The following is a 19785-nucleotide window of genomic DNA, read 5'->3' as shown; positions in this document are numbered from 1 at the left end:
TTGGAACTTTATTCCACCTAATCTCCGTCGTTTTAGGCGAATGCCTTCCCGATCGCCCGGATCTACCTCGATCACGGTGGGAACAGCACGGTGTTGCATCGCTATCGACAGATTTTCAGGTGCTTCATGATGCGTGTACAGACTGGATTCCGAAACGGCACACCTGCTGAAACCAATCGGCGTCGATCGATCACGACCGCCCTGCGACGGTCGAGCTTCGGCTTGGCGGCCCTGAGCGCATCGATCTCGCACCACGCCCTGGCGCAGAGCCTGGCCGCCACCGACCCAGCGAGCTGGCGCACGAAGGAATACCAGGTCGATTGGGGCCTGGAGGCGATACACGCTGCCGATGCCTATGCGGCCGGCTATACCGGCCTCGGCGTCACGGTCGGCGTCGTTGATTCAGGCTTTTTCCAGTCTCATTCGGAATTCGCCGACGGCCGCGTCAAGTCGGTGTCGATCACCGGAACCTTCGGGTCGGACGGATTTTATTTCATGGATTGGTTTGGAAACCCGATTAATCGGTCTCCGCAACAAAGTTACTTTAAGAAAGGCGATTCTTATTCTGTCCCCGGGCCATATAACGGCGCCTATAACGATTCGCACGGAACACACGTGACCGGGACGATCGCGGCCTCCCGGGACGGCGACGGCATGCACGGCGTGGCGTTCAACGCCAATGTCTATGTCGCCAACACGCAGTCGACCGACAAGATGACCTATGGCGCCAATGCTGATTACTCGTACTTCAAGAATGCCTATGCCAGCGTCTCCGCGGCTGGCGCACGGGTGATCAACACATCCTGGGGCAACGCACCGCCTTCGGACGACTATAACAGCCTGTCGGGATTGAGGAGCTCCTACGCCAAGTTCCTCGGCAAGAAAACCTATTTTGATGCCCTCGATGAAGTCGCCAAGCAGTATGATACCATTTTGGTGTTTGCCGCAGGAAACACACGCAGCAGCAACCCAGATATTCGAGCCGTCCTTCCTTACTTTCGGCCCGACATCGAGCGGAATTGGGTTGCCGTCGGAGCGACCCGGAAAGCCGACAATGGTCAGTCCGATCCTGGCAGCGTCGTACTCGATCAATATTCTGTAAGGGCGGGCTCCAGTAAATATTGGTATATCGCCGCTCCCGGCAGTGCGATCACTAGTACGGCGGCGCATTGGTCGACAGGCGATGCCTGGGATCCGAAGAGCTGGCACATCGATCCGGGCAACCAGACCGGCTACGCGACGATCAACGGCACGTCGATGGCGGCGCCGCATGCCACGGGGGCGCTGGCCGTGATCCTGCAGCGCTATCCGTACATGACCAACGAGCAGGCCCGGGACGTCCTGCTGACCACCGCCTATCACCGGGATGCCGTCCAGGGCACGCCCGACGCCAACCCGAATGCCCCCAACGCCGTCTGGGGCTGGGGCGTGATCGACCTCGCCAAGGCCATGCGGGGACCGGGACAGTTCCTCGGCCCCGTCGCGGCCAACCTCCCGGACGGCACGAACGACACCTGGTCCAACGCCATCTCCGAGGACGCCCTGGTCCAGCGCAAGCAGGAGAACGACGCCGAGGCCGCCGCCTGGGCGACCCGCAAGGCCGCCCAGGACCCGAAGCTGAATCTCGCCGCCCTGCAGGCCGCCCTCCCGGCGACCCGCGCCACCCTCGACGCCGTCGTCACGGCGCTGCGCAGCCGAAGCCAGGCCGCCTTCCTCGCATCCGTGACCGCAAACGACGCCGACCCCGTCGGCAGCAGGGTCCTGGCCGCGTTCCTCAATGCGCGGAGTTACTGGCCTTACTGGCCGTTCACCAATCTCTCGGGCGGCACCCGCGCCGCCATCGGCAACCAGCTGGCCAGCTACCTCGCGGACCCGAACGGCGCCCAATACACTCAGATCGCCGCCGGCATCGCCGCCGCGTGGCAGACCGAGGTGCAGGTCGAGACCACCCGCATCGCCGCCTTCGCCGGCATCCCGACCCGGGGCAGCCTGATCAAGCTGGGCGCGGGCACGCTGACGCTGGCCGGGACCAACAGCTATTCCGGCGGCACGACCGTGGCGGGCGGGACCCTGTCGGTGTCGCGCGAGGCCAATCTCGGCGCCGCCGGGGCGCCCCTGACCTTCGACGGCGGCGTCCTCCAGATCACCGGCACCGGCTTCACCGCCACGGCGCGGCCGATCACCTGGGGTCGGAACGGCGGCGGCCTCGATATCGCCGACCCGGCCAACGGCTTCACCCTCGCCCAGGCGCTCGCCGGATCGGGCGGGCTGGCCAAGCTCGGGGCCGGCACCCTGACGCTCGCCGGCACCAACACCTACACGGGCGCCACCACCGTGGCGGCCGGGACCCTCCTGGCCCGCGGCGGCCAGGCGATCGGCGATCGCAGCGCCGTCACGGTCGCGTCCGGCGCGACCCTGGCGCTGGCCGACGCCGAGACCGTCGGGTCGCTCGCCGGGCTGGGCCGCGTCGCCCTCGGATCCGCCCGCCTCACCGCCGGCGGCGACGACAGCTCCACCACCTTCGCCGGCACCCTCGACGGCGCCGGCGGCCTGACCAAGGCCGGGGCCGGGACCCTGACGCTCGCCGGGGCCAACGCCTATACCGGCGGCACCACCATCGCGGCCGGGACCCTCCAGATCGGGGCCGGCGGCACCGCGGGCAGCCTCACGGGCGACGTCGCCGATGCCGGGATCCTGGCGTTCAACCGCAGCGACGACACCACCTTCGCGGGGGCCGTCTCCGGGCCCGGCAGCCTGGTCCAGCGCGGCGGCGGCACCCTGACGCTCGCCGGGACCAACAGCTACGCGGGCGGCACCGCGATCCTGGCCGGGACCCTCCAGATCGGGGCCGGCGGCACGACCGGCAGCCTCACGGGCGACGTCGCCGATGCCGGGATCCTGGCGTTCAACCGCAGCGACGACACCACCTTCGCGGGGGCCGTCTCCGGGCCCGGGGCCGTGATCAAGCGCGGCGCCGGGACCCTGACGCTCACCGCCGCCCACGGCTTCACCGGCCCGGCCACCGTCGCGGCCGGCGGCCTCGCCCTCACCGCCTCCGCCAGCCTGGCCGCGCCGGTGGTCACCCTGGCCGGCACCACGCTCACCCAGGCCGGGACGCTGTCGGGCGGCCTGACCAATGCCGGCACCGCCATCGCCAGCGGCGCGATCGCCGGCGGCCTGACCAACACCGGCACCGCCATCACCAGCGGCACGGTCGCCGGCGGGGTGACCAACACCGGAGCGCTCACCGCCACGGCGGGCGCCCTCAACGGGCCGATCCGCAACGCCGGGCAAGTCGCCGTCACCGGGCCGGTCTCCTCCGATGCCGGCTTCGCCAACGCCGCCCAGGCCAGCCTGACCGTCACCGGCCGCTACGGCCTCGCCGGGGGGCTCGACAATGCCGGCACCGTCGCGGTCGCGGAGGGCGGCCGCCTCCTGGCCGGGCGCATCGCCAATGCCGGGCTGCTCACCGTCGCCGCCCAGGGCAGCGTCGTCGACGACCTCGTCAACACCGGCCGCCTGGTCAATGCCGGCGCCTACACGGCCGACGCCGTCAACGCCGCCGGGGCGACGCTCGTCAACACCGGCACGTTCGCCACCGTCTCGGCGCCCTTCGCCAACGCCGGCACCCTGGTCACCACCGGCAGCCTCACCGGCGGGCTGACCAATACCGGCTTCGTCCAGGCCGCGGGCGTGCTCGCCGGGCCGGTCGCCAACGCCCCGGGGGCGATGGTCGCGCTCACGGGCCCGACCGCCGGCCTCACCCGGCTGACCAACGACGGCGCGTTCGACCTCGGCGGCACCGCGCTCACCGTCGGCGCGCTCACCGGCACGACGGCGGCCGCGACCCTCGGCAACGGCCAGCTCACGGTCGGCACCGACGGCAGCTCGACCGGCTACGCCGGGCAGATCGTCGACGGCGCCGGCCCGACCAGCCTGACCAAGCTCGGCGCCGGCACCCTGACGCTCACGGGCGCCAACAGCCTCTCCGGCCCGGTCAGCGTGTACGGCGGCGAACTCGCCGTCACCGGCGGCCTGCCCAACGCCGCCGTGTCGCTCGGCGCCGGCAGCCGGCTCACCGGCGCGGGCTGGTTCGGCAGCCTCGCCCTGGGCGCGGGCAGCGCCCTCGCCCCGGGGGCCGGGCCGGGGGCGCTCGGCCGGATCGCCGTCGCCGGCAGCCTGACCCTGGCGCCGGGATCGGTCTACCGGGTCGACGCCACCCCGGACGGCCGCTCCGACCGGGTCGCGGTCGGCGGCACCGCCACGGTGGCGGGCGCCCGGGTCGAGGCGGTGGCCGGCAGCGGGCTCTACGCGCCGCGCACGCGCTACACGATCCTGAGTGCCGCCGGCGGCGTGCAGGGCCGGTTCGCCGGGGTGTCGAGCACCTTCGCGTTCCTGACCCCGTTCCTGGCCTACGCCCCGGACGCGGTCGTCCTGACGCTGGCGCGCAACGACCTGGACTTCGCCGCGGTGGCGCGGACCCGCGACCAGCGCGCGGCCGCCGGGGCGGTTCAGGCCGGGGCGGTCGGCTCGGTCCTCTACGACGCGGTGGCGGTGCTGTCGGCGCCCCAGGCCCGGGCGGCGTTCGCGGCCCTGTCGGGGGACGGCCATGCCAGCCTGGCCGCGACCGCCTTCGCCGGGGCCGGGCTGGTGCGCGAGGCGGTACTCGACCGGCTGCGCTGGGACGGCGCCCCGGCGGCGCGCGCTTACGGCAGCCTGCCGGCGACCGACGCGGCCGACCGGCCCGAGCCGCCGGCGCCGGGGGTGGTCCCGGTGCGGCGCGCGCAACCGGAGCCGGTGAGCCTGTGGGGCCAGGGGCTGGGCAGCCTCGGCCACGCCCGGGCCGACGGCAACGCCGCCGGGCTGTCGCGCCAGAGCGCGGGCTTCGTGATCGGGGTCGACGCGCGCCTGGACGGGCTGGGCGCCGAGGGGCTGGGCGTCGAGGGGCTGGGCGTCGACGGATTGCGGCTGGGGGCGGTCGGGGGCCATGTCGAGACCAGCTTCGCCAGCCCCGGCCAGGTCCAGACCGGGACGCTGGCGAGCACGTTCGGGGGCGTCTACGGCAGCCTCGGGGCGGGCCCGGCGGTGCTGCGGTTCGGGGCCCTGGCGGCGGACGAGCCGGCGCGGCTGCGGCGGGTGGTGGCGTTCCCGGGGTTGACCGACACGCCGACCGCCCGCACCGGCGGGCGCAGCGTCCAGGGCTTCGGCGAGGCCGGCTACCGGATCGCGCTCGGCGCCGGGGCGGCGCTGGAGCCGTTCGTGGGCGCCGGCGCGGTGGCGCTGGGCCGCGACCGCTTCGCCGAGCAGGGCGGGGCGGCCGCGCTGACGGGGGCGGCACGCGGGAGCCTGCTGCCGACCGCCACCGCGGGCCTGCGCGCCGAGGCCCGGCTCGATCCGGAGGCGGCGCTGCCGGTGTCGGTGCACGCGCTGGCCGGCTACCGGCGGACCTTCGGCGACGGGGTTCCCGCGGCGGCGCTGGCGTTCCGGGGCACCGGCGCCCGGTTCGTGAGCGCCGGCCTGCCGATCGACCGCGACGCGCTGGTCGCCGAGGCCGGCTTGGCGGTGCTGATCTCCCCCGCCGCCTCGCTGGGCCTGTCCTACACCGGCCAGATCGGCGCCCGTGCCCAGGACCACGCCGCACAGGGCTCCTTCACGTACAGGTTCTGAACGGGCGCGGGCCGTACCGATCTCCCGGCACGGCCCGTACCGGTCCGGTCAGTCCCGGCGCTCGAAGGCGCCCGCGATGGTGAGGTGCAGGTCGTCGCCGATTAGCGGCTCGTAGGTCGTCACCCCGAACGCGGAGCGCTTGAGCGTGCCGGTGGCGTCGAAGCCGACCGTGACCTTCTTGCTCAGCGGGTTGACGCCGGCCCCGACCAGGGTGACGTCGAGCGTCACCGGCTTGGTCACGCCGTGGAACGTGAGGTTGCCGGTCACCTTCGCCCTGTCCTTGCCCTCGGGGGCGACCTTGGTCGAGACGAAGGTGATGTCGGGGAACTTGGCCGCGTCGAGCCATTGGTCGCCCTTCAGCTCGGCGGTGAGCTTGGCGCTGGTGGTGGCCACCGAGGCGACCGGGATCCTGATCGAGAGCTTGGCGGCCGTCAGGTCCTTCGGCTGCAGGTCGAGGGTGCCGGACACGTCCGAGAAGCCGCCGGCATAGTTCGAGAAGCCCATATGGGAGACCCGCCAGCCGACCTGGGTGTGGTCGGGATCGGCCACGTAGGCGCCGGCCTGGACCTGGGCCGGATCGCGGGTCGCGGGGGTCTGGGCCAGGGCCGGGTCGGCGACGAGGAGGGCCAGAAGGCCGGAGGCGAGAAGCGACTTCACTGCAAACTCCCATGGGCGCGGCGGTACGGGCCGATTCGGCACGCCGCAGGGCTCCTGTAGCGCCGTTCACGGCCACGGTTGAGCCTGCTATCCGGAACCCCATGGTTGCGAGAACGGAAACCTTCCGGGGCGGACTCGACGACGTGCGCGCCTTCTGCGCGGTCGTCGATCTCGGCACGGTCACGGCCGCCGCGGCGAGCCTGCGGCAGACGAAGGGCAGCGTCAGCCGGCGGGTCTCCCGCCTGGAGCGGGCGCTCGGCGCCCGGCTGATGGCGCGCACCTCGCGGGCCGTCTCGCCGACCGCGGAGGGGCTCGCCTTCTACGCCAAGGCGCAGGAGAGCCTGGCGCTCCTCGACGAGGCCGCCGAGACCGTCCGCGATGCGCAGACGGTGCCGGCCGGGCACCTGCGGATCACCACCTCCATCGATTTCGGCATCGAGGTGATGCCCGAGATCGTCGCGAGCTTCCGGACCGCCTATCCGCAGATCACCGTGGAGATGCTGAACACCGACGCGCGCCTCGACCTGGCGGCCAACCGGATCGACCTCGCCCTGCGGCTCGGCGGCGCCGAGGAGACCGGCTACCACGCCGCGGTCCTGGCGACCCTGGCGGTGGGCCTCTACGCCGCCCCGGCCTACCTGCGGCGGCGGCCGGCCCCGGCGACCGTCACCGCGCTGCGCGACCACGACCTGATCCTCGCCCGCGAGCGATTCGGTGCGGCGGCGCTGGCCCTGACCGACGGCAGGGGCCGCACCGAGCCCCTGTCGGTGACCCCGGCGATCCGGGTCAGCGACTTCGCGACCGCGCACCGGCTGACCCTGGCGGGGGCCGGGATCGGCCATCTTCCCACCCTGGTCGCCGCCCGGGCGGTGGAGTCGGGCCAGCTCCAGCGCGTGCTGGCGCCCTGGGCGACCCGCGGCGCGGCCCTGCGCGCCGTCACGCTGGCCGGGCGCGTGTTGCCGGCCCGGGTCCAGGTGTTCCGCGCGCATGTGCGCGACGCGCTGGCGGCCCGCGACGGTGCGCACGAGGCTGAGGATTTAGAGGCGAATACAGTTGAAATTCAGATGGTTGCAGTAGATCGATCGTAGATATTGCCAGATCGATAAAATTCTAACGCGCTGCTTATCGATCCGGTGAGGGGCCTCGGCCACGATGCGGTGCAGCAGATCCTGGACCGCCCGGCGACCGATCCCGGTGGTCCGGGACGCGTCGAACCCGTGTGGACGCCGTCATGCCCCCTCGCAGCAGGAGCCTGCGCTCCCTTCTCCTCATCGGGACGCTCGCGCTGGTCGGGTCGGGGGCCGCGCTGGAGACGGCCCGGGCGACGCTGTCGAGCGGGGCCCGGATCGTGCTGCAGAAGGGGCGCCAGTACCTGCCCACCGACCTGTACCTGCGCCGGGGCGACACGGTCACCCTGCGCAACGGCGACGAGAGCCTGACCCACCACGCCTTCATCGAGGCGGACCGGTTCGCGTTCGATGCCGGCGACCAGGAGCCCGGCACCGAGACGCGGCTGACGCTGGCCGAGCCGGGGGATTTCGTGATCCAGTGCGGCATTCACCCGAAGATGAAGCTGACCCTCCACGTCGAGTAGGCGCCGGGTCCCGACGGGAAAACCGGGGCGTCGACGCCGCGCCGCCGGCCCCACCGCCCGCGGCACCGCGAGATCGCGCGGTTCCGTGCAGGTCGGATCCGCCGCCGCGGCCATGCCGGACAGACAACCTGCCGAAAGAAAAAAGGCCACTCCCGAAGGAGCGGCCCGAAGTCTAGGGAGGAAACGCCCAAGAAGGGCAACGGGATCGCGACGCCATCGCCATCCCGCGACGCACAGATAGGATATCGCATTGCGGCACGCAACGGTCTGAAGGCCGTTCAGGCATGCATAGGTGGCGGATCTATAGCCATAACCCATGTCTTCATCGCATGGCACTGCGGCCGTCCGCGGGATCGGCATCGGAACGTCCGGTACGCGGGCCGTGCTTCGGGCCGCGCCCTCTCCGACGGTGTCCGCTGCGGTGCAGCAGGACGGGCCGGCCGGTGTTTCGGGCCGTGGCCGTTCCGGTCCCGCGTTCATCGCGCGCCTGACGGCCCGCGCCGGTGCGGCCAGACCTCCGGATTGACCAGCCCGCCCGGCTGCCGGCCGGCCAGGACATCGACGACGCGGCCCGCGGCGGTCTCGGCGGTGCGGATCAGGGCCGCCTCGGTGGAGCCGCCGACATGGGGCGTCAGGATCGCGCGCTCCTGGCGGGCCAGGGGGTGGCCGGACGGCAGCGGCTCCTGCGCGAAGACGTCGAGCCCCGCCCCCGCGATCGTGCCGGCCTCCAGGGCCTCCACCAGGGCGGCCTCGTCGATGAGCCCGCCGCGGCTGGTGTTGATCAGGAACGCGCCCCGCTTCATCCGGGCGAGCTGGTCCCGGCCGATCAGGCCGCGGGTGCCCTGGGTCAGCGGCAGGTGCAGCGAGACGATGTCGGCCTCCGCCAGGAGGGCGTCGACCGAGGCGGTGCGCAGGGCGCCGGCCTCGGTGAAATCGGTCTCCGGGCGGCTCGGCCCGTAGGCCAGCACCCGCAGGCCCAAAGCGGCGCCGAGCCGGGCGGTCGCCTGACCGATTGCCCCGAAGCCGATCAGGCCGAGCGTCAGCCCGGCGAGCTCGATCAGCCGGGTGGTGAACTTGAAGCTGTCGTCACCCCGCCGGACCGACCGGTCGGCGGCGGGCAGGGCTTTCGCCAGGGCGAAGATCAGCGCCAGCGTCTGCTCGGCCACCGAGACGGCGTTGGCCCCGGGCGTGTTGACCACCACGATCCCCGCCTCGGTCGCCGCCGCCTTGGCCACGTGGTCGGTGCCGGTCCCGTGCACGCCGATCACCCGCAGGTCCGGCGCCGCCGCGATGGCCTGGGCCGGGAAACCGGTGTTGCGGGTGATGACGGCGACGCAGCCGGCGACGTCGCGGGCCAGGCTCTCGGCGTCGGTGCCGCCGGCCGGGCGCGGCTCCAGCCCGGCCGCGCGCAGCCGGTCGAGGCCCGCCGCGTGGATCGGCTGAACGATGAGGCAGGGACCGGTGATCACGGGAGAGGCAGCCTCTGCGGACGGGCGAGCGGGGGACGGCAAGTCGTTTGCCGCGCGCGTCTTGGGCGCTCCGCGCCGGGGTGGCAACCGGTTCGATGGCAGTGGATCTCCGAGCCGCCGCGCGCCGACGGGGCAAACCCATCCGCGGGGCGCGGGGCCGGACGCGAGAGGCCGGGAGCACCGTGATCCTCTCGGAGGGGAAGCCCGGTCCGATCCGCGCGTCTCCCTCCCCGCGGAGGGGGAGGGCGCGTGACGGTTCCGGACCGCCACACCCGTCGACCGGGCGACGATCGCAAACGCCGATAAGCAGCGCTTTCGCCGACCGAGCGCGGACGCGTTACATTCCGCCCCCCCCGATCCGGAGACGAAGGTTCTCATTCCCGGGGCCGTGCCCAGCTTGCGGTTGCGTCCCGCCGTCCAGCCTGTTTCACATCATCGAATCCGCGACAGCGGGACCACGGGGCCGGTGCGCGTCCTGCCGGTCCCGCCCGCCACGAGTGCCATCGGTCCATGAGACACGACACCCTGCGCCTCGGCGCCTTCTTCTACGCCACCGGGCACCATGTGGCCGGCTGGCGCCACCCGTCGAGCGAGGCGGATGGCGGCCTCGTGCTCGACCGCTATGTCGACTGGGCGCGCAAAGCCGAGGCGGCGAAGTTCGACCTCGTGTTCCTGGAGGACGGGACCGGCATCCGCGACGGCAACCTGCGCTCCAGCGAGCGGACGGCCCGCTCGACCCATTTCGAGCCGGTGACCCTGCTCTCGGCGCTCGCGGCCGTGACCCGCCGGATCGGGCTGGTGGCGACGACCTCCACGAGCTTCAACGAGCCCTACAACGTCGCCCGCCGCTTCGCCTCCCTCGATCACCTCAGCGGCGGCCGCGCCGGCTGGAACCTCGTGACCTCGACCACGGACGCGGAGGCCGCCAATTTCGGCGCCGACGCGATCGCCCGGCACGGCGACCGCTACGCGCGCGCGGAAGAATTCGTCGACGTCGTCCTCGGCCTGTGGAACACCTGGGACGACGGGGCGGTGATCATCGACAAGGCCTCCGGCCAGTTCTCGAAGCCGGACGGTTTTCGCCCGCTGAACCATCGCGGCACGCATTTCGAGGTGCGGGGCCCGCTCAACATCTCGCGCACGCCGCAGGGCCAGCCGGTGCTGGTCCAGGCCGGCGCCTCGGGGCCCGGCAAGGACCTCGCGGCGCGCACCGCCGAGATCGTGTTCACCGCCAACCAGACGCTCGCCGAGGCGACCGAATTCTACGGCGACCTGAAGGACCGGATGGGCCGCTTCGGGCGCGACCGCGACGACCTGAAGGTGATGCCCGGCCTCTTCCCGGTCGTGGGGCACAGCGAGGCGGAGGCGCGGGCGAAGTTCGAGGCGCTCCAGGACCTGATCGACCCGGTGGTCGGCCTCGCCCTGCTGGAGCGGATGATCGGCGGCTTCGACCTGTCGGGCTACGATCCGGACGGGCCCGTGCCGGAACTGCCCGAGGCCAACGGCGCCAAGTCCCGCCAGCAGCTGATGTTCGACCTCGCCCGTCGGGAGGGTCTGACCCTGCGCCAGCTCTACCTGCGGATCGCGGGCGCCCGGGGCCATTCGCAGATCGTCGGGACCCCCGCCCAGATCGCCGACGAGATGGAGGAGCGGTTCCGGGCGCAGGGCGCCGACGGGTTCAACATCATGCCGGCGACCCTGCCCGGCGGCCTCGACGACTTCATCGCCCTGGTGCTGCCGGAACTGCGCCGCCGGGGCCTGGTCCGCGACGATTACGCGGGGTCGACCCTGCGCGCGAATCTCGGCACCCGCCCCCCGCCCCGGAATGCGGCCCGGCCGTCGCCCGAGGCGTGACGCGGCAACCGGGATGGGACCGGCCGGTTTCCCGCCCGTGTCCCATCCCGATCGTCCGGGCCCTCAGGGCCGCGGCAGCGTGTGCAGCGCCCGGAGGAAGGTGTCGACCTCCGCGCGGGTGTTGTAGAAGGCGAGCGAGGCCCGGACCGACTGATCGACCCCGAAGCGGCGCAGGGCCGGCAGGGCGCAGTGATGGCCCGAGCGCACTGCGATGCCGTGGCAATCGAGGTGGCGGGCGACCGCCGCGTTCTCCTGGCCCGCGAGGGTGAAGGACATCACGCTCGCCTTCTCCCGCGCCGTGCCGATCAGGCGCAGGCCCTTCACCTCGGCCAAGCCCGCCTGCGCGTAGTCCAGCAGGTCGTGCTCGTAGGCGGCGATCGCCGGCAGGCCGATGCGCTCCAGGTAGTCGAGGGCCGCCCCCAGGCCGACCGCGCCCGCGATGTCCGGCGTGCCCGCCTCGAACTTCTCCGGGGCGCCCTTGTAGACCGTCCGGGTGAAGGTGACGTCCTCGATCATGTGGCCGCCGCCCTGCCAGGGCGGCATCGCTTCGAGCAGGGCGGTCTTGCCGTAGAGGGCGCCGATTCCCGTCGGCCCGAACACCTTGTGGCCGGAGAAGACCAGGAAGTCGGCGTCGAGCGCCTGCACGTCGAGGGGCATGTGCGGCGAGGATTGCGCCGCATCGACCAGCACCGGCACCCCGTAGGCGTGGGCGAGCGCGATGATCTCCCGCACCGGGTTCACCGTCCCGATGGCGTTGGCGACATGCGTCACCGAGACGATCTTGGTGCGGCCCGAGAGCAGGGCCGCGTATTGCTCGAAGATGATCTCGCCGCGATCGTTGACCGGGATCACCCGGATCGTCGCCCCGGTGGCCTGGGCGAGCAATTGCCAGGGCACGATGTTGGCGTGGTGCTCGATGGTCGAGAGGATGATCTCGTCGCCCGGGCCGATATGGGCCCGCCCGTAGGAATTGGCGACGAGGTTGATCGCCTCCGTGGTGCCGCGCAGGAAGACGATGTCGTCCTTCGAGGGCGCGTTGAGGAAGCGGCGCACGGCCTCGCGGCCGCCCTCGAACAGGTCGGTGGCGCGCGCCGCCAGGGTGTGGGCGGCCCGGTGGATGTTCGAGTTGTGCCGACCGTAGAACGCACTCGTCGCGTCGATCACGGCCTGCGGCTTGTGGGTGGTGGCGGCGTTGTCGAGCCAGACCAGCGGGTGGCCGTTGACGCTCTGGTGCAGGGCCGGGAAGTCCCGGCGGACATGCTCCACGTCGAACGGCGCCGCCACCAGGCTCGACCCCTGCGCGGTGAGCCGCGGCGCCGGGCCCGGCTGGCGGCCCGGCTCGACCCGGGGGTGCGCCGGGGCCCGGCGGGCCGGGACGCCGAGGTTCAGGAAGTAGTAGTCGCCCGCCGGCGCCTCATCCCCGCCGGCCTTCGACGGGGCGGCGGGGACGTTATGCGGGGCCAGCGCCTGCGCGAAGGCGTTGGCGCGGGGATGGTCCGCGGCGATCTGCCGGTGCAGCTCCGGACCGCCCGGGAGGAAGGCCGCCGGCGCCGGGGCGCCGGGGAAGGCGAAGTCCGGCAGGACGGGACGCGGGCTCGCCGGGTGGACCGGCGGGATCGCCGCGACATCGGCGAAGGCCGGGCTCGCAGGACGGTGTGACTGGGCGAGGTTCGGCACGGTCGGGCCGGTGAGGCCCGGCGCGCCGACCGGCGGTGCCCCGAACGACCGGGCGCCGAGGGCCGCGACGTCGGGTTGGTAGCCGTAGGGCAGTCCACCGGTCGGCGCCGAGGGGACGCCGATGGAACCGCTCGGCAGCGGCGCGCCGCCGGGACCCTGCGGCAGCCCCTCGACGCCCTGCGGCAGCCCCTCGACGCCCTGCGGCGCTTGCGGCCCCGCCGGGATCGTCGGCGCGAAGGGCCGGCTCGCCGCCTGCCCCGGCCCGTAGATCTCGCGGGCGAGCCGCCCGACGAGATCCGCGTGGGCGAACTCGGGATGGGCGAACTCGGGATGGGCGAACTCGCCCGGGTTCGCCGCGGGCGTTCCGAAGGCCGGCGCCTCACGCGTAGTCATGGTAATTGCCGAGCAGGACGTTATCGAGGCGGGCGATCGCGTCCTCGACCAGCACGGCGGCCGAGAAGTAGCGGGTCACGAGGTGCGAGGCGATCGAATGGTCGTTGGTGCCCATGTAGCGCACCGACAGGCCGGGCTCGATCTCGCCGGTCACCCCGGATTTCTGGAGGCCGACCACGCCCTGCTCGCCCTCGCCGACGCGCAGGAGCAGGATCGTGGTCGTCTGGGCGCCGGTCACCGGATCGATGTCGATCGGCAGCTTGTCGCTCGGCACCAGCGGCACGCCCCGCCAGGTGATGAACGGCGCGCCGAACAGGTGCACCACCACCGGCGGCACGCCCCGGCGGGTCGCCTCCCGGCCGAAGGCCGCGATGGCGCGCGGGTGCGCCACGAAGAAGGCGGGCTTCTTCCAGACCAGGGTCAGCAGCTCGTCGAGATCGTCCGGGGTCGGCGGGCCGCCGCGGGTCGGGATGCGCTGGCGCGGGCCGACCTCGCCCAGCAGGCCGAACTGCGAATTGTTCAGGAGCTCCCACTCCTCGCGCTCCTTCACCGCGTCGACGGTCAGGCGGATCTGCTCGCGGAGCTGGTCGATCTCGTTGGAGTAGAGGTCGGTGACGCGGGTATGGGTGTTGAGGATCGTCTGGATGGTCGAGAGGTGATACTCGCGCGGATCGACCTCGTAATCCACGAAGGTCGTCGGCAGGCGCGGCTCGCCGGCATGCACCGCCAGGAGCTCGATGCCCTGCTCGCCGTAGGCATTGGAGTGGCCCTTCAGCCGGTCGCGCTCCTCCCGGTCCTGACCGATCCGGGTGCGGATCGCCTCGTCCTCGATCGCGGCGCGGTCGAGGGTCAGCAGGGTCACCGCCGAGAGCGCCTTCACCGCCGGAGCGGGCGCGGCCTCGTCCGCGAGGTCGCCGTCGCCGAAATAGTCGCCCTTCGTGGCGAGCCCCTGGCGGAGGCGGCCCTTGTAGGGGCCGGAGAGGGTCAGCTCGACGGTGCCGTCGGCGACCACGACGAGGCTGCGCTCGGTCGCGCCTTCCTCGCGGATGACCTCGCCGGCCTGGTGCCGGCTCTCGGTGAACTTGCCCGCGAGCGTGGCGAGCTCGCCGTCGCCGAGCCGGCTGAACAGCGGCACCGCGCGCAGGGAGGCGGCCCGGATCGCCCGGCCCTCGGCCTCGGCGGCGAACTCGACCCGGCCGGGGCGCGCCAGCACCACGGCGCGGCGGTTGACCCGGTAGACGCCGCCGGCAACGTCGACGAACGGCAGGAGCCGCAGGAGCCAGCGCGGGGTGTTGGCCGCGTTCTGGACCGATGTGACGGTGGCGGTCGCTAGATTGCGTGCCGCCGTCGCGCTGACGCTCAAACCCGGTCCGCTCATCGGTCATCGTCTCCCAAGCCAAGGTTTCGGGCACGCCGCATCGACCCGCGCCACGGTGGGCTGTCCCGCGGCCATGGCGGGTTCGGCGCAAGTGTTCTCAAGATCGGATCGGCCATTATCGCCGGGTCCGGTCGCATCGGATCAAGTGTTTTCGCGGTGATCCACGATCATGAGCCGCGACCGTGCCGGACTCGATTGCGAGTCAACTCGGTACGATCTGAGTAAGCTTGGAGAATGGTCTCGGTCAATAAAAAGATCTTCTCTTTATCTTGATTTCAAAGAAGACCGTGTCGCCGTACAGACCATCCGTAGAACAAGATCATGCGCACGGCCGCCGCACGGAGAAGATCGTTCCCCGAGCCCGGACCCAGGCGGGCGCCGGTCGACGGCATTGTTTTGAAGGGAGGATTTTTTAGCCCGGCCTAGATCCCGTCGCCGTGCCCGAAGGACTGGTCCATGCTCTGCGCCGGCTCCTCCTCCGGGCGCAGGCGCGAGACGACCCGGGCGGGCACACCCGCCACGGTGGTGTGCGGGGGCACGTCGGACAGGACCACCGCGGCGGCGGCGACCTTAGCGCCCTCGCCGACGCGGACGTTGCCGAGCACCTTGGCGGCGACGCTGAGCAGCACGCCGCGCTCGATCTTGGGATGGCGGTCGCCGCTCTGCTTGCCGTTGCCGCCCAGCGTCACGGACTGGAGGATTGACACGTCGTCGGCCACCACCGTGGTCTCGCCGATCACCACCCCGGTGGCGTGGTCGATGAACACCCCCGAGCCGATTTGCGCGGCCGGGTGGATGTCGCAGCCGAACACCTCGGAGATCCGGCTCTGGACGTGCAGCGCCAGGGTCGCCCGCCCCCGGTGCCACAGCCAGTGGCCGGCCCGGTAGGCCTCGAGCGCCGCGAAGCCCTTGTAGAACAGGAAGGGGGCCAGATAGCGCCGGCAGGTCGGGTCGCGCTCGCGGATGGCGACGAGGTCGCGCACGGCGTGGGCGCCCGCCTTCGGATCCGCCTCGAAGGCGGAGAGGCAGAGGTCGCGCATCGACAGGCGGGCGAGGTCGCCGTCGCCGAGCCGGTGGGCGAGGCGGTAGGCCAGCGCCTGGGCGAGGCTGCGCTGGTCGAGGATCGTCGCCTGGATGATGCCGGCGTAGAGCGGCTCCTCGATCAGGGCGGCTTCGGCCTCGGCCCGCAGGTCCGCCCAGACCTCGTCCTCCGCGGTGCTGCGGCTGAGGGCGCGCAGGGGCGGTTGAAGGGTGGCGAGGGCCGTCATGGCCGGCATGTCCGCGGGATCGCCATCACTGCACCCGCCGGAACAGGTCCGGCAGGTAATGCCGCAGCGTCTCGTGGCCCTCGAACTTCACGTCGATCGTGGCCGGCCGGCCGCCCCGGCCGTGGATGTCGACGATTCGCCCCCGGGCGTTGCGCCAGATCCCGAGGGCCTCGGCGAGGTCGAGCCGTTCGAACACCACCTGATCGCCCCGCCTGATCGTTGCCGAACCCATCGCGTCCTCCTCATGGCGCGGGCCGATTCCGCCGGCCCGATTCCGCGCTCCGAACCCGCTGTGCCGGGCCCGCGCCCCATCCCGGGAAAGCCCTTCTGCCGCCCCCGGAACGGGAGAGAACGTTTGGTTCGCGGCGGGCCCGGAAAGGAGCATGTTTTTCACTAAGTTATTGACATAGCTTGATAATTATAGACGGGGCGGCGTTTGGCAAGGCTTGTCCCCGCCGGCCGCCGGCGATATCCCGGTCGCGGTCAGCCCGGCGCCGGGGCCGTTGCAGCGGGGACACCATCGATGGACGCGTATCTTCCGGCCCTCGGGGGCGGCCTGCTGATCGGCCTGTCCGCGGCGACGCTGCTGCTGCTCAACGGCCGCATCGCCGGCATCAGCGGGCTCGTCGCCGGGCTCGGCAGGCCCGGGGCGCGGCGGCGCGCCGATGCCGCCTTCCTGCTCGGTCTCGTCCTCGGGCCGCCGCTCTTCACGGCGCTGGCCGGGCACGGGCCCCGCATGCGGATCGAGGCGGGGCTGCCGGTCCTGGCGCTGGCCGGGCTGCTCGTCGGCTTCGGCACGCGGCTCGGCTCCGGCTGCACCTCGGGCCACGGGGTCTGCGGGCTCGCCCGGCTCTCGCCACGCTCGATCGTCGCGGTTCTGGTGTTCCTCGCCACCGGCATGCTGACGGTGGCCCTGGTCCGGGTGGCGTCGTGACCGGCTCGGCGCGCGCCCTCGCGGCGCTGACCGCGGGGCTCCTCTTCGGGCTCGGCCTCAGCCTGTCGGGGATGCTCGATCCGGCCCGCGTGCGCGGCTTCCTCGACGTCGCCGGGGCCTGGGACCCGAGCCTCGTCTTCGTCCTCGGCGGGGCCGTGACGGTGTCGGGCTTCGGCTACGCCCTGTCCCGCCGGTTCGGCCACCCGGTCCTGGCCGACAGGTTCGACCTGCCGCAGCGGCGGCGGATCGATGCCCCTCTGGTGCTCGGCGCGGCCCTGTTCGGGATCGGCTGGGGCCTGTCGGGCTTCTGCCCCGGGCCGGCGGTGGCGGCGCTCTCCACCGGCGCGCGGCCGGTTCTCGTCTTCGTCGCCGCCCTGCTGGTCGGCATGGCGGCCCACGACCTTCTGCGCAACCGCGAAGGCGCCGGGACCGGAGCGCCCGCGGAGCCCTGAAGGCTCCGAGACCGGCCCCGGGGCCGGCCTCAGGCGGAGCGCGAGGCCCGCGGCGGGGCGGCGTAGCGGCTGGGGGGACGCGCCAGGCCGAGATGGTCGCGCAGGGTGGCGCCCGCATAGTCGCGCCGGAACAGGCCGCGCCGCTGCAGGAGCGGCACGACCGCGTCCACGAAGGTCTCCAGCCCGTCCGGGAGCACGTCCGGCATCAGGTTGAAGCCGTCCGCGGCCCCGGCCCGGAACCAGGCCTCGATGTCGTCGGCGATCGCCTCCGGGGTGCCCGCGACGATCCGGTGGCCGACCCCGCCGCCCAGCGCCCGCAGGAGCTGGCGCACCGTCAGCCCGTCCCGGCGGGCGAGGGCGACCGTGCCCAGGAACATCGTGTGGTTGGCGTCCGGCGGCAGGGGCAGCGGGTCCGGCAGCGGCTTGTCGAGGTCGAGGCGGGCGGGGTCGATCCGCAGCGTCCCGGCGAGGCGGGCGAGGCTGTAGTCCAGCGGGACGAGGTCCCAGAGTTCGTCCTGACGGCGGCGCGCCTCGGCCTCGGTGGAGCCGATCACCGTGGCGAGGCCCGGCAGGATGACCAGGGCGTCCGGCCCACGCCCGTAGCGCGCCGCCCGCGCCCGCAGGTCCCGGGCATAGGCCACCCCGTCGTCGATGGTCTGGGCCAGGGAGAACACCGCGTCGGCGGTGGCGGCGGCGAGCTCGCGCCCGTCCTCGGAGCCGCCGGCCTGGAAGGTCACCGGACGGCCCTGCGGCCCCCGCGGCACCGTGAGCGGCCCCGCCACGGAATAGTACGCGCCGCGATGGTCGACCGCGTGGACCTTGCCCGGGTCGACGAACCGCCCGCTCGCCTTGTCGCCCAGGAAGGCGTCGTCCTCCCAGCTGTCCCACAGGGCGTGGACCACGTCTGTGAATTCCCGGGCCCGGGCGTAGCGCCCCCCGTGCTCGGCGGCGCCCGCGAAGCCGAAATTGCGCCCGGCGGCGGCATCGGCGGTGGTCACCACGTTCCAGCCGGCCCGGCCGCGGCTGACGAGGTCGAGGGTCGCGAACCGGCGGGCCAGGTTGTAGGGCTCGTTGTAGGTGGTCGAGGCGGTGGCGATCAGGCCGATATGGCGCGTCACCGCCGCCACGCTGGCCAGCACGACCGTCGGTTCGAGGGCGTTGAACGGCCGGTAGTCGATCCGGTCGTTGATCGCCGGGGTGTCGGCCAGGAAGATCGCGTCGAGCTTGCCGCGCTCGGCGACGCGGGCGACGCGCACGACATGGTCGATGTCGATGAACGCGTCCGGCCGGCTGTCCGGCAGCCGCCACGCCGACGGGTAGACCCCGGAATGCAGCAGGTTGACGTTGAGATGCAGGGTGCGGCTGCTCATCGAACGCCTCCGGATCAGCGCACGCGCGGCACGATCTGCGCGGCGAAGCGGCGCATCTCGGCCTCGAACGGCTGGAACTGCAGCATGAACAGGTCGATGCCGGCCGCGTGGAAGGCGCGGATCCGCTCCGCCACGGTGTCGTAGCTGCCGACCAATCCGGCCGCGGTGCCGCCGTTGGTGCCGACGTGCCGGGCGGCCGCCGCGTCGGTCTTGGCGAACATCACGCTGGCCTGGTCGGTGCGGGCGCGGGTGTCGGCGCGCAGGTCCGCGTCCCGCCGCGCCAGGGCGAGCAGCCGGGCGTGCTCCCCGTGCGCCTCCGCGTCGGTGGCGCGGGCGATCACGAAGGCCGAGAGGCCGTAGCGCAGCGGGCCGTGGGCGGCGGGGCGACGGGACACGTCGGCGATCAGGGCGGCGACGTCCTCCAGCGGCTGGCCGTTGATGAACCAGACATCGGCATGGTCGGCGGCCAGCGCCCGGGCCGGCTCCGACTCGCCGCCGAGATAGATCCTCGGCCGCGGCCGGAAGGTGCCGGCGGGGCGGAGCCGGTACTCCGCGACCTGGAAATGCGCCCCCGCGACGGTCACGGTCTCCCCGCGCATCAGCCGTTCCACGAGGGCGATCCATTCCCGGCCGTAGGCGTAGCGGTCGTCATGCGCCGGGAAGGGCAGGCCGGCCTGCTCGAACTCGGCCCGGTTCCAGGCATTCACGAGGTTCAGGGTGAAGCGGCCGCCGCTGATGTGCTCGATCTGGAGCGCCATCTTGGCCAGTACCACCGGGTGGTAGAGCCCCGGCTTGATCGCCGCGATGATCTCGATGCGCCGGGTCAGCGCCGCCAGCGCCGCCGCCCCCGTCCAGGCCTCGAGCTGGTCGCGCTCCGGGTCGTAGGGGTTCATCGTGTGCTGGGCGACCAGCACCGAATCGAAGCCCAGGGCCTCGGCCTCCAGCACCAGGGCGCGGTTGCGCGCCCAGGTCGCGTCGTCCGGCTCGTCGGGGTCGTGATGGGCGGCCCGGGAGCCGTGGACGGCGGCCCAGATGCCGAAGCGGGGCGGTGCGGCGGCCATGGCCTCAGCCC

At 72.7% G+C, this 19785-nt stretch carries 14 protein-coding genes; 6 read left to right on the top strand and 8 right to left on the bottom strand.

Features of this window, described 5'->3' with window-relative positions; translation table 11 throughout:
- Positions 1-126 precede the first annotated feature (126 nt).
- Positions 127-5667, top strand: coding sequence for a S8 family serine peptidase (locus MKK69_RS31015; RefSeq protein WP_313900857.1), 5541 nt, complete (start codon positions 127-129; stop codon positions 5665-5667).
- Between the two features lie 48 nt (positions 5668-5715).
- Here MKK69_RS31015 and MKK69_RS14890 read toward each other — a convergent pair whose 3' ends face one another.
- Positions 5716-6324: a YceI family protein gene (locus MKK69_RS14890; RefSeq protein WP_243968936.1), complete on the bottom strand. Its 609-nt coding sequence runs from the start codon at positions 6322-6324 to the stop codon at positions 5716-5718.
- 101 nt (positions 6325-6425) lie between these two features.
- On the opposite strand from MKK69_RS14890, the gene MKK69_RS14885 reads away from it, so the two are divergent.
- Both MKK69_RS14885 and MKK69_RS14880 read left to right on the top strand, forming a co-directional pair.
- Positions 6426-7412 carry a LysR family transcriptional regulator gene (locus MKK69_RS14885; protein ID WP_243968934.1) on the top strand — a complete coding sequence of 329 codons (987 nt, stop codon included), beginning with the start codon at positions 6426-6428 and terminating at the stop codon, positions 7410-7412.
- Positions 7413-7555: 143 nt separating this feature from the next.
- Positions 7556-7918, top strand: a complete 363-nt coding sequence (locus tag MKK69_RS14880) for a hypothetical protein (RefSeq protein ID WP_243968931.1) — start codon at positions 7556-7558, stop codon at positions 7916-7918.
- 476 nt (positions 7919-8394) lie between these two features.
- On the opposite strand, the gene MKK69_RS14875 is transcribed toward MKK69_RS14880, so the two are convergent.
- On the bottom strand, positions 8395-9387 hold the full coding sequence (locus MKK69_RS14875; RefSeq protein ID WP_243968929.1) for a hydroxyacid dehydrogenase: 993 nt from the start codon (positions 9385-9387) through the stop codon (positions 8395-8397).
- Between the two features lie 510 nt (positions 9388-9897).
- Between MKK69_RS14875 and MKK69_RS14870 the strand changes: the two genes are divergently transcribed.
- The gene (locus MKK69_RS14870) at positions 9898-11241 is read left to right on the top strand and encodes an LLM class flavin-dependent oxidoreductase (protein ID WP_243968927.1); all 1344 of its coding nucleotides are present in this window, start codon (positions 9898-9900) and stop codon (positions 11239-11241) included.
- 63 nt (positions 11242-11304) lie between these two features.
- On the opposite strand, the gene MKK69_RS14865 is transcribed toward MKK69_RS14870, so the two are convergent.
- From MKK69_RS14865 to MKK69_RS14845, 4 genes are all read right to left on the bottom strand, one after another.
- The gene (locus MKK69_RS14865; RefSeq protein WP_243968925.1) at positions 11305-13311 is read right to left on the bottom strand and encodes a family 2A encapsulin nanocompartment cargo protein cysteine desulfurase; all 2007 of its coding nucleotides are present in this window, start codon (positions 13309-13311) and stop codon (positions 11305-11307) included.
- On the bottom strand, positions 13298-14689 hold the full coding sequence (locus MKK69_RS31010) for a family 2B encapsulin nanocompartment shell protein (protein ID WP_279598390.1): 1392 nt from the start codon (positions 14687-14689) through the stop codon (positions 13298-13300). The genes MKK69_RS14865 and MKK69_RS31010 overlap by 14 nt, the downstream gene beginning before the upstream one ends.
- Positions 14690-15111: 422 nt before the next feature.
- Positions 15112-15957, bottom strand: a complete 846-nt coding sequence (gene cysE / locus MKK69_RS14850; protein ID WP_243968923.1) for a serine O-acetyltransferase — start codon at positions 15955-15957, stop codon at positions 15112-15114.
- A gap of 25 nt (positions 15958-15982) precedes the next feature.
- Positions 15983-16189 (bottom strand): hypothetical protein, encoded by a 207-nt coding sequence (locus tag MKK69_RS14845; protein ID WP_243968922.1) that lies wholly within the window; start codon positions 16187-16189, stop codon positions 15983-15985.
- A gap of 291 nt (positions 16190-16480) precedes the next feature.
- Here MKK69_RS14845 and MKK69_RS14840 point away from each other — a divergent pair, with 291 nt between their 5' ends.
- Positions 16481-16891 (top strand): YeeE/YedE family protein, encoded by a 411-nt coding sequence (locus MKK69_RS14840; RefSeq protein WP_243968920.1) that lies wholly within the window; start codon positions 16481-16483, stop codon positions 16889-16891.
- Positions 16888-17343 (top strand): YeeE/YedE family protein, encoded by a 456-nt coding sequence (locus MKK69_RS14835; RefSeq protein ID WP_243968918.1) that lies wholly within the window; start codon positions 16888-16890, stop codon positions 17341-17343. The genes MKK69_RS14840 and MKK69_RS14835 overlap by 4 nt, the downstream gene beginning before the upstream one ends.
- 29 nt (positions 17344-17372) lie before the next feature.
- Here MKK69_RS14835 and MKK69_RS14830 read toward each other — a convergent pair whose 3' ends face one another.
- Together MKK69_RS14830 and MKK69_RS14825 are read right to left on the bottom strand one after the other, a co-directional pair.
- On the bottom strand, positions 17373-18713 hold the full coding sequence (locus tag MKK69_RS14830; RefSeq protein WP_243968916.1) for an LLM class flavin-dependent oxidoreductase: 1341 nt from the start codon (positions 18711-18713) through the stop codon (positions 17373-17375).
- A gap of 14 nt (positions 18714-18727) precedes the next feature.
- Entirely contained in the window at positions 18728-19774 is a 1047-nt protein-coding gene (locus tag MKK69_RS14825; protein ID WP_243969021.1) for an LLM class flavin-dependent oxidoreductase, read from the bottom strand.
- Positions 19775-19785: the final 11 nt, after the last annotated feature.

The sequence above is a fragment of the Methylobacterium sp. J-026 genome, from assembly GCF_022829585.1.
In the GTDB taxonomy this organism is placed as follows: Bacteria; Pseudomonadota; Alphaproteobacteria; order Rhizobiales; family Beijerinckiaceae; genus Methylobacterium.
Note: the sequence above shows the minus strand (reverse complement) of the source record. Positions and strands in the feature narration are given on the sequence as shown.

Coding starts and splice junctions, on each gene's coding strand:
- MKK69_RS14830 (WP_243968916.1), bottom strand. CDS start 18,713: ATGAGCAGCCGCACCCTGCATCTCAACGTCAACCTGCTGCATTCCGGG.
- MKK69_RS14885 (WP_243968934.1), top strand. CDS start 6,426: ATGGTTGCGAGAACGGAAACCTTCCGGGGCGGACTCGACGACGTGCGC.
- cysE (WP_243968923.1), bottom strand. CDS start 15,957: ATGACGGCCCTCGCCACCCTTCAACCGCCCCTGCGCGCCCTCAGCCGC.
- MKK69_RS14880 (WP_243968931.1), top strand. CDS start 7,556: ATGCCCCCTCGCAGCAGGAGCCTGCGCTCCCTTCTCCTCATCGGGACG.
- MKK69_RS14870 (WP_243968927.1), top strand. CDS start 9,898: ATGAGACACGACACCCTGCGCCTCGGCGCCTTCTTCTACGCCACCGGG.
- MKK69_RS31010 (WP_279598390.1), bottom strand. CDS start 14,689: ATGAGCGGACCGGGTTTGAGCGTCAGCGCGACGGCGGCACGCAATCTA.
- MKK69_RS31015 (WP_313900857.1), top strand. CDS start 127: ATGATGCGTGTACAGACTGGATTCCGAAACGGCACACCTGCTGAAACC.
- MKK69_RS14865 (WP_243968925.1), bottom strand. CDS start 13,311: ATGACTACGCGTGAGGCGCCGGCCTTCGGAACGCCCGCGGCGAACCCG.
- MKK69_RS14840 (WP_243968920.1), top strand. CDS start 16,481: ATGGACGCGTATCTTCCGGCCCTCGGGGGCGGCCTGCTGATCGGCCTG.
- MKK69_RS14845 (WP_243968922.1), bottom strand. CDS start 16,189: ATGGGTTCGGCAACGATCAGGCGGGGCGATCAGGTGGTGTTCGAACGG.
- MKK69_RS14825 (WP_243969021.1), bottom strand. CDS start 19,774: ATGGCCGCCGCACCGCCCCGCTTCGGCATCTGGGCCGCCGTCCACGGC.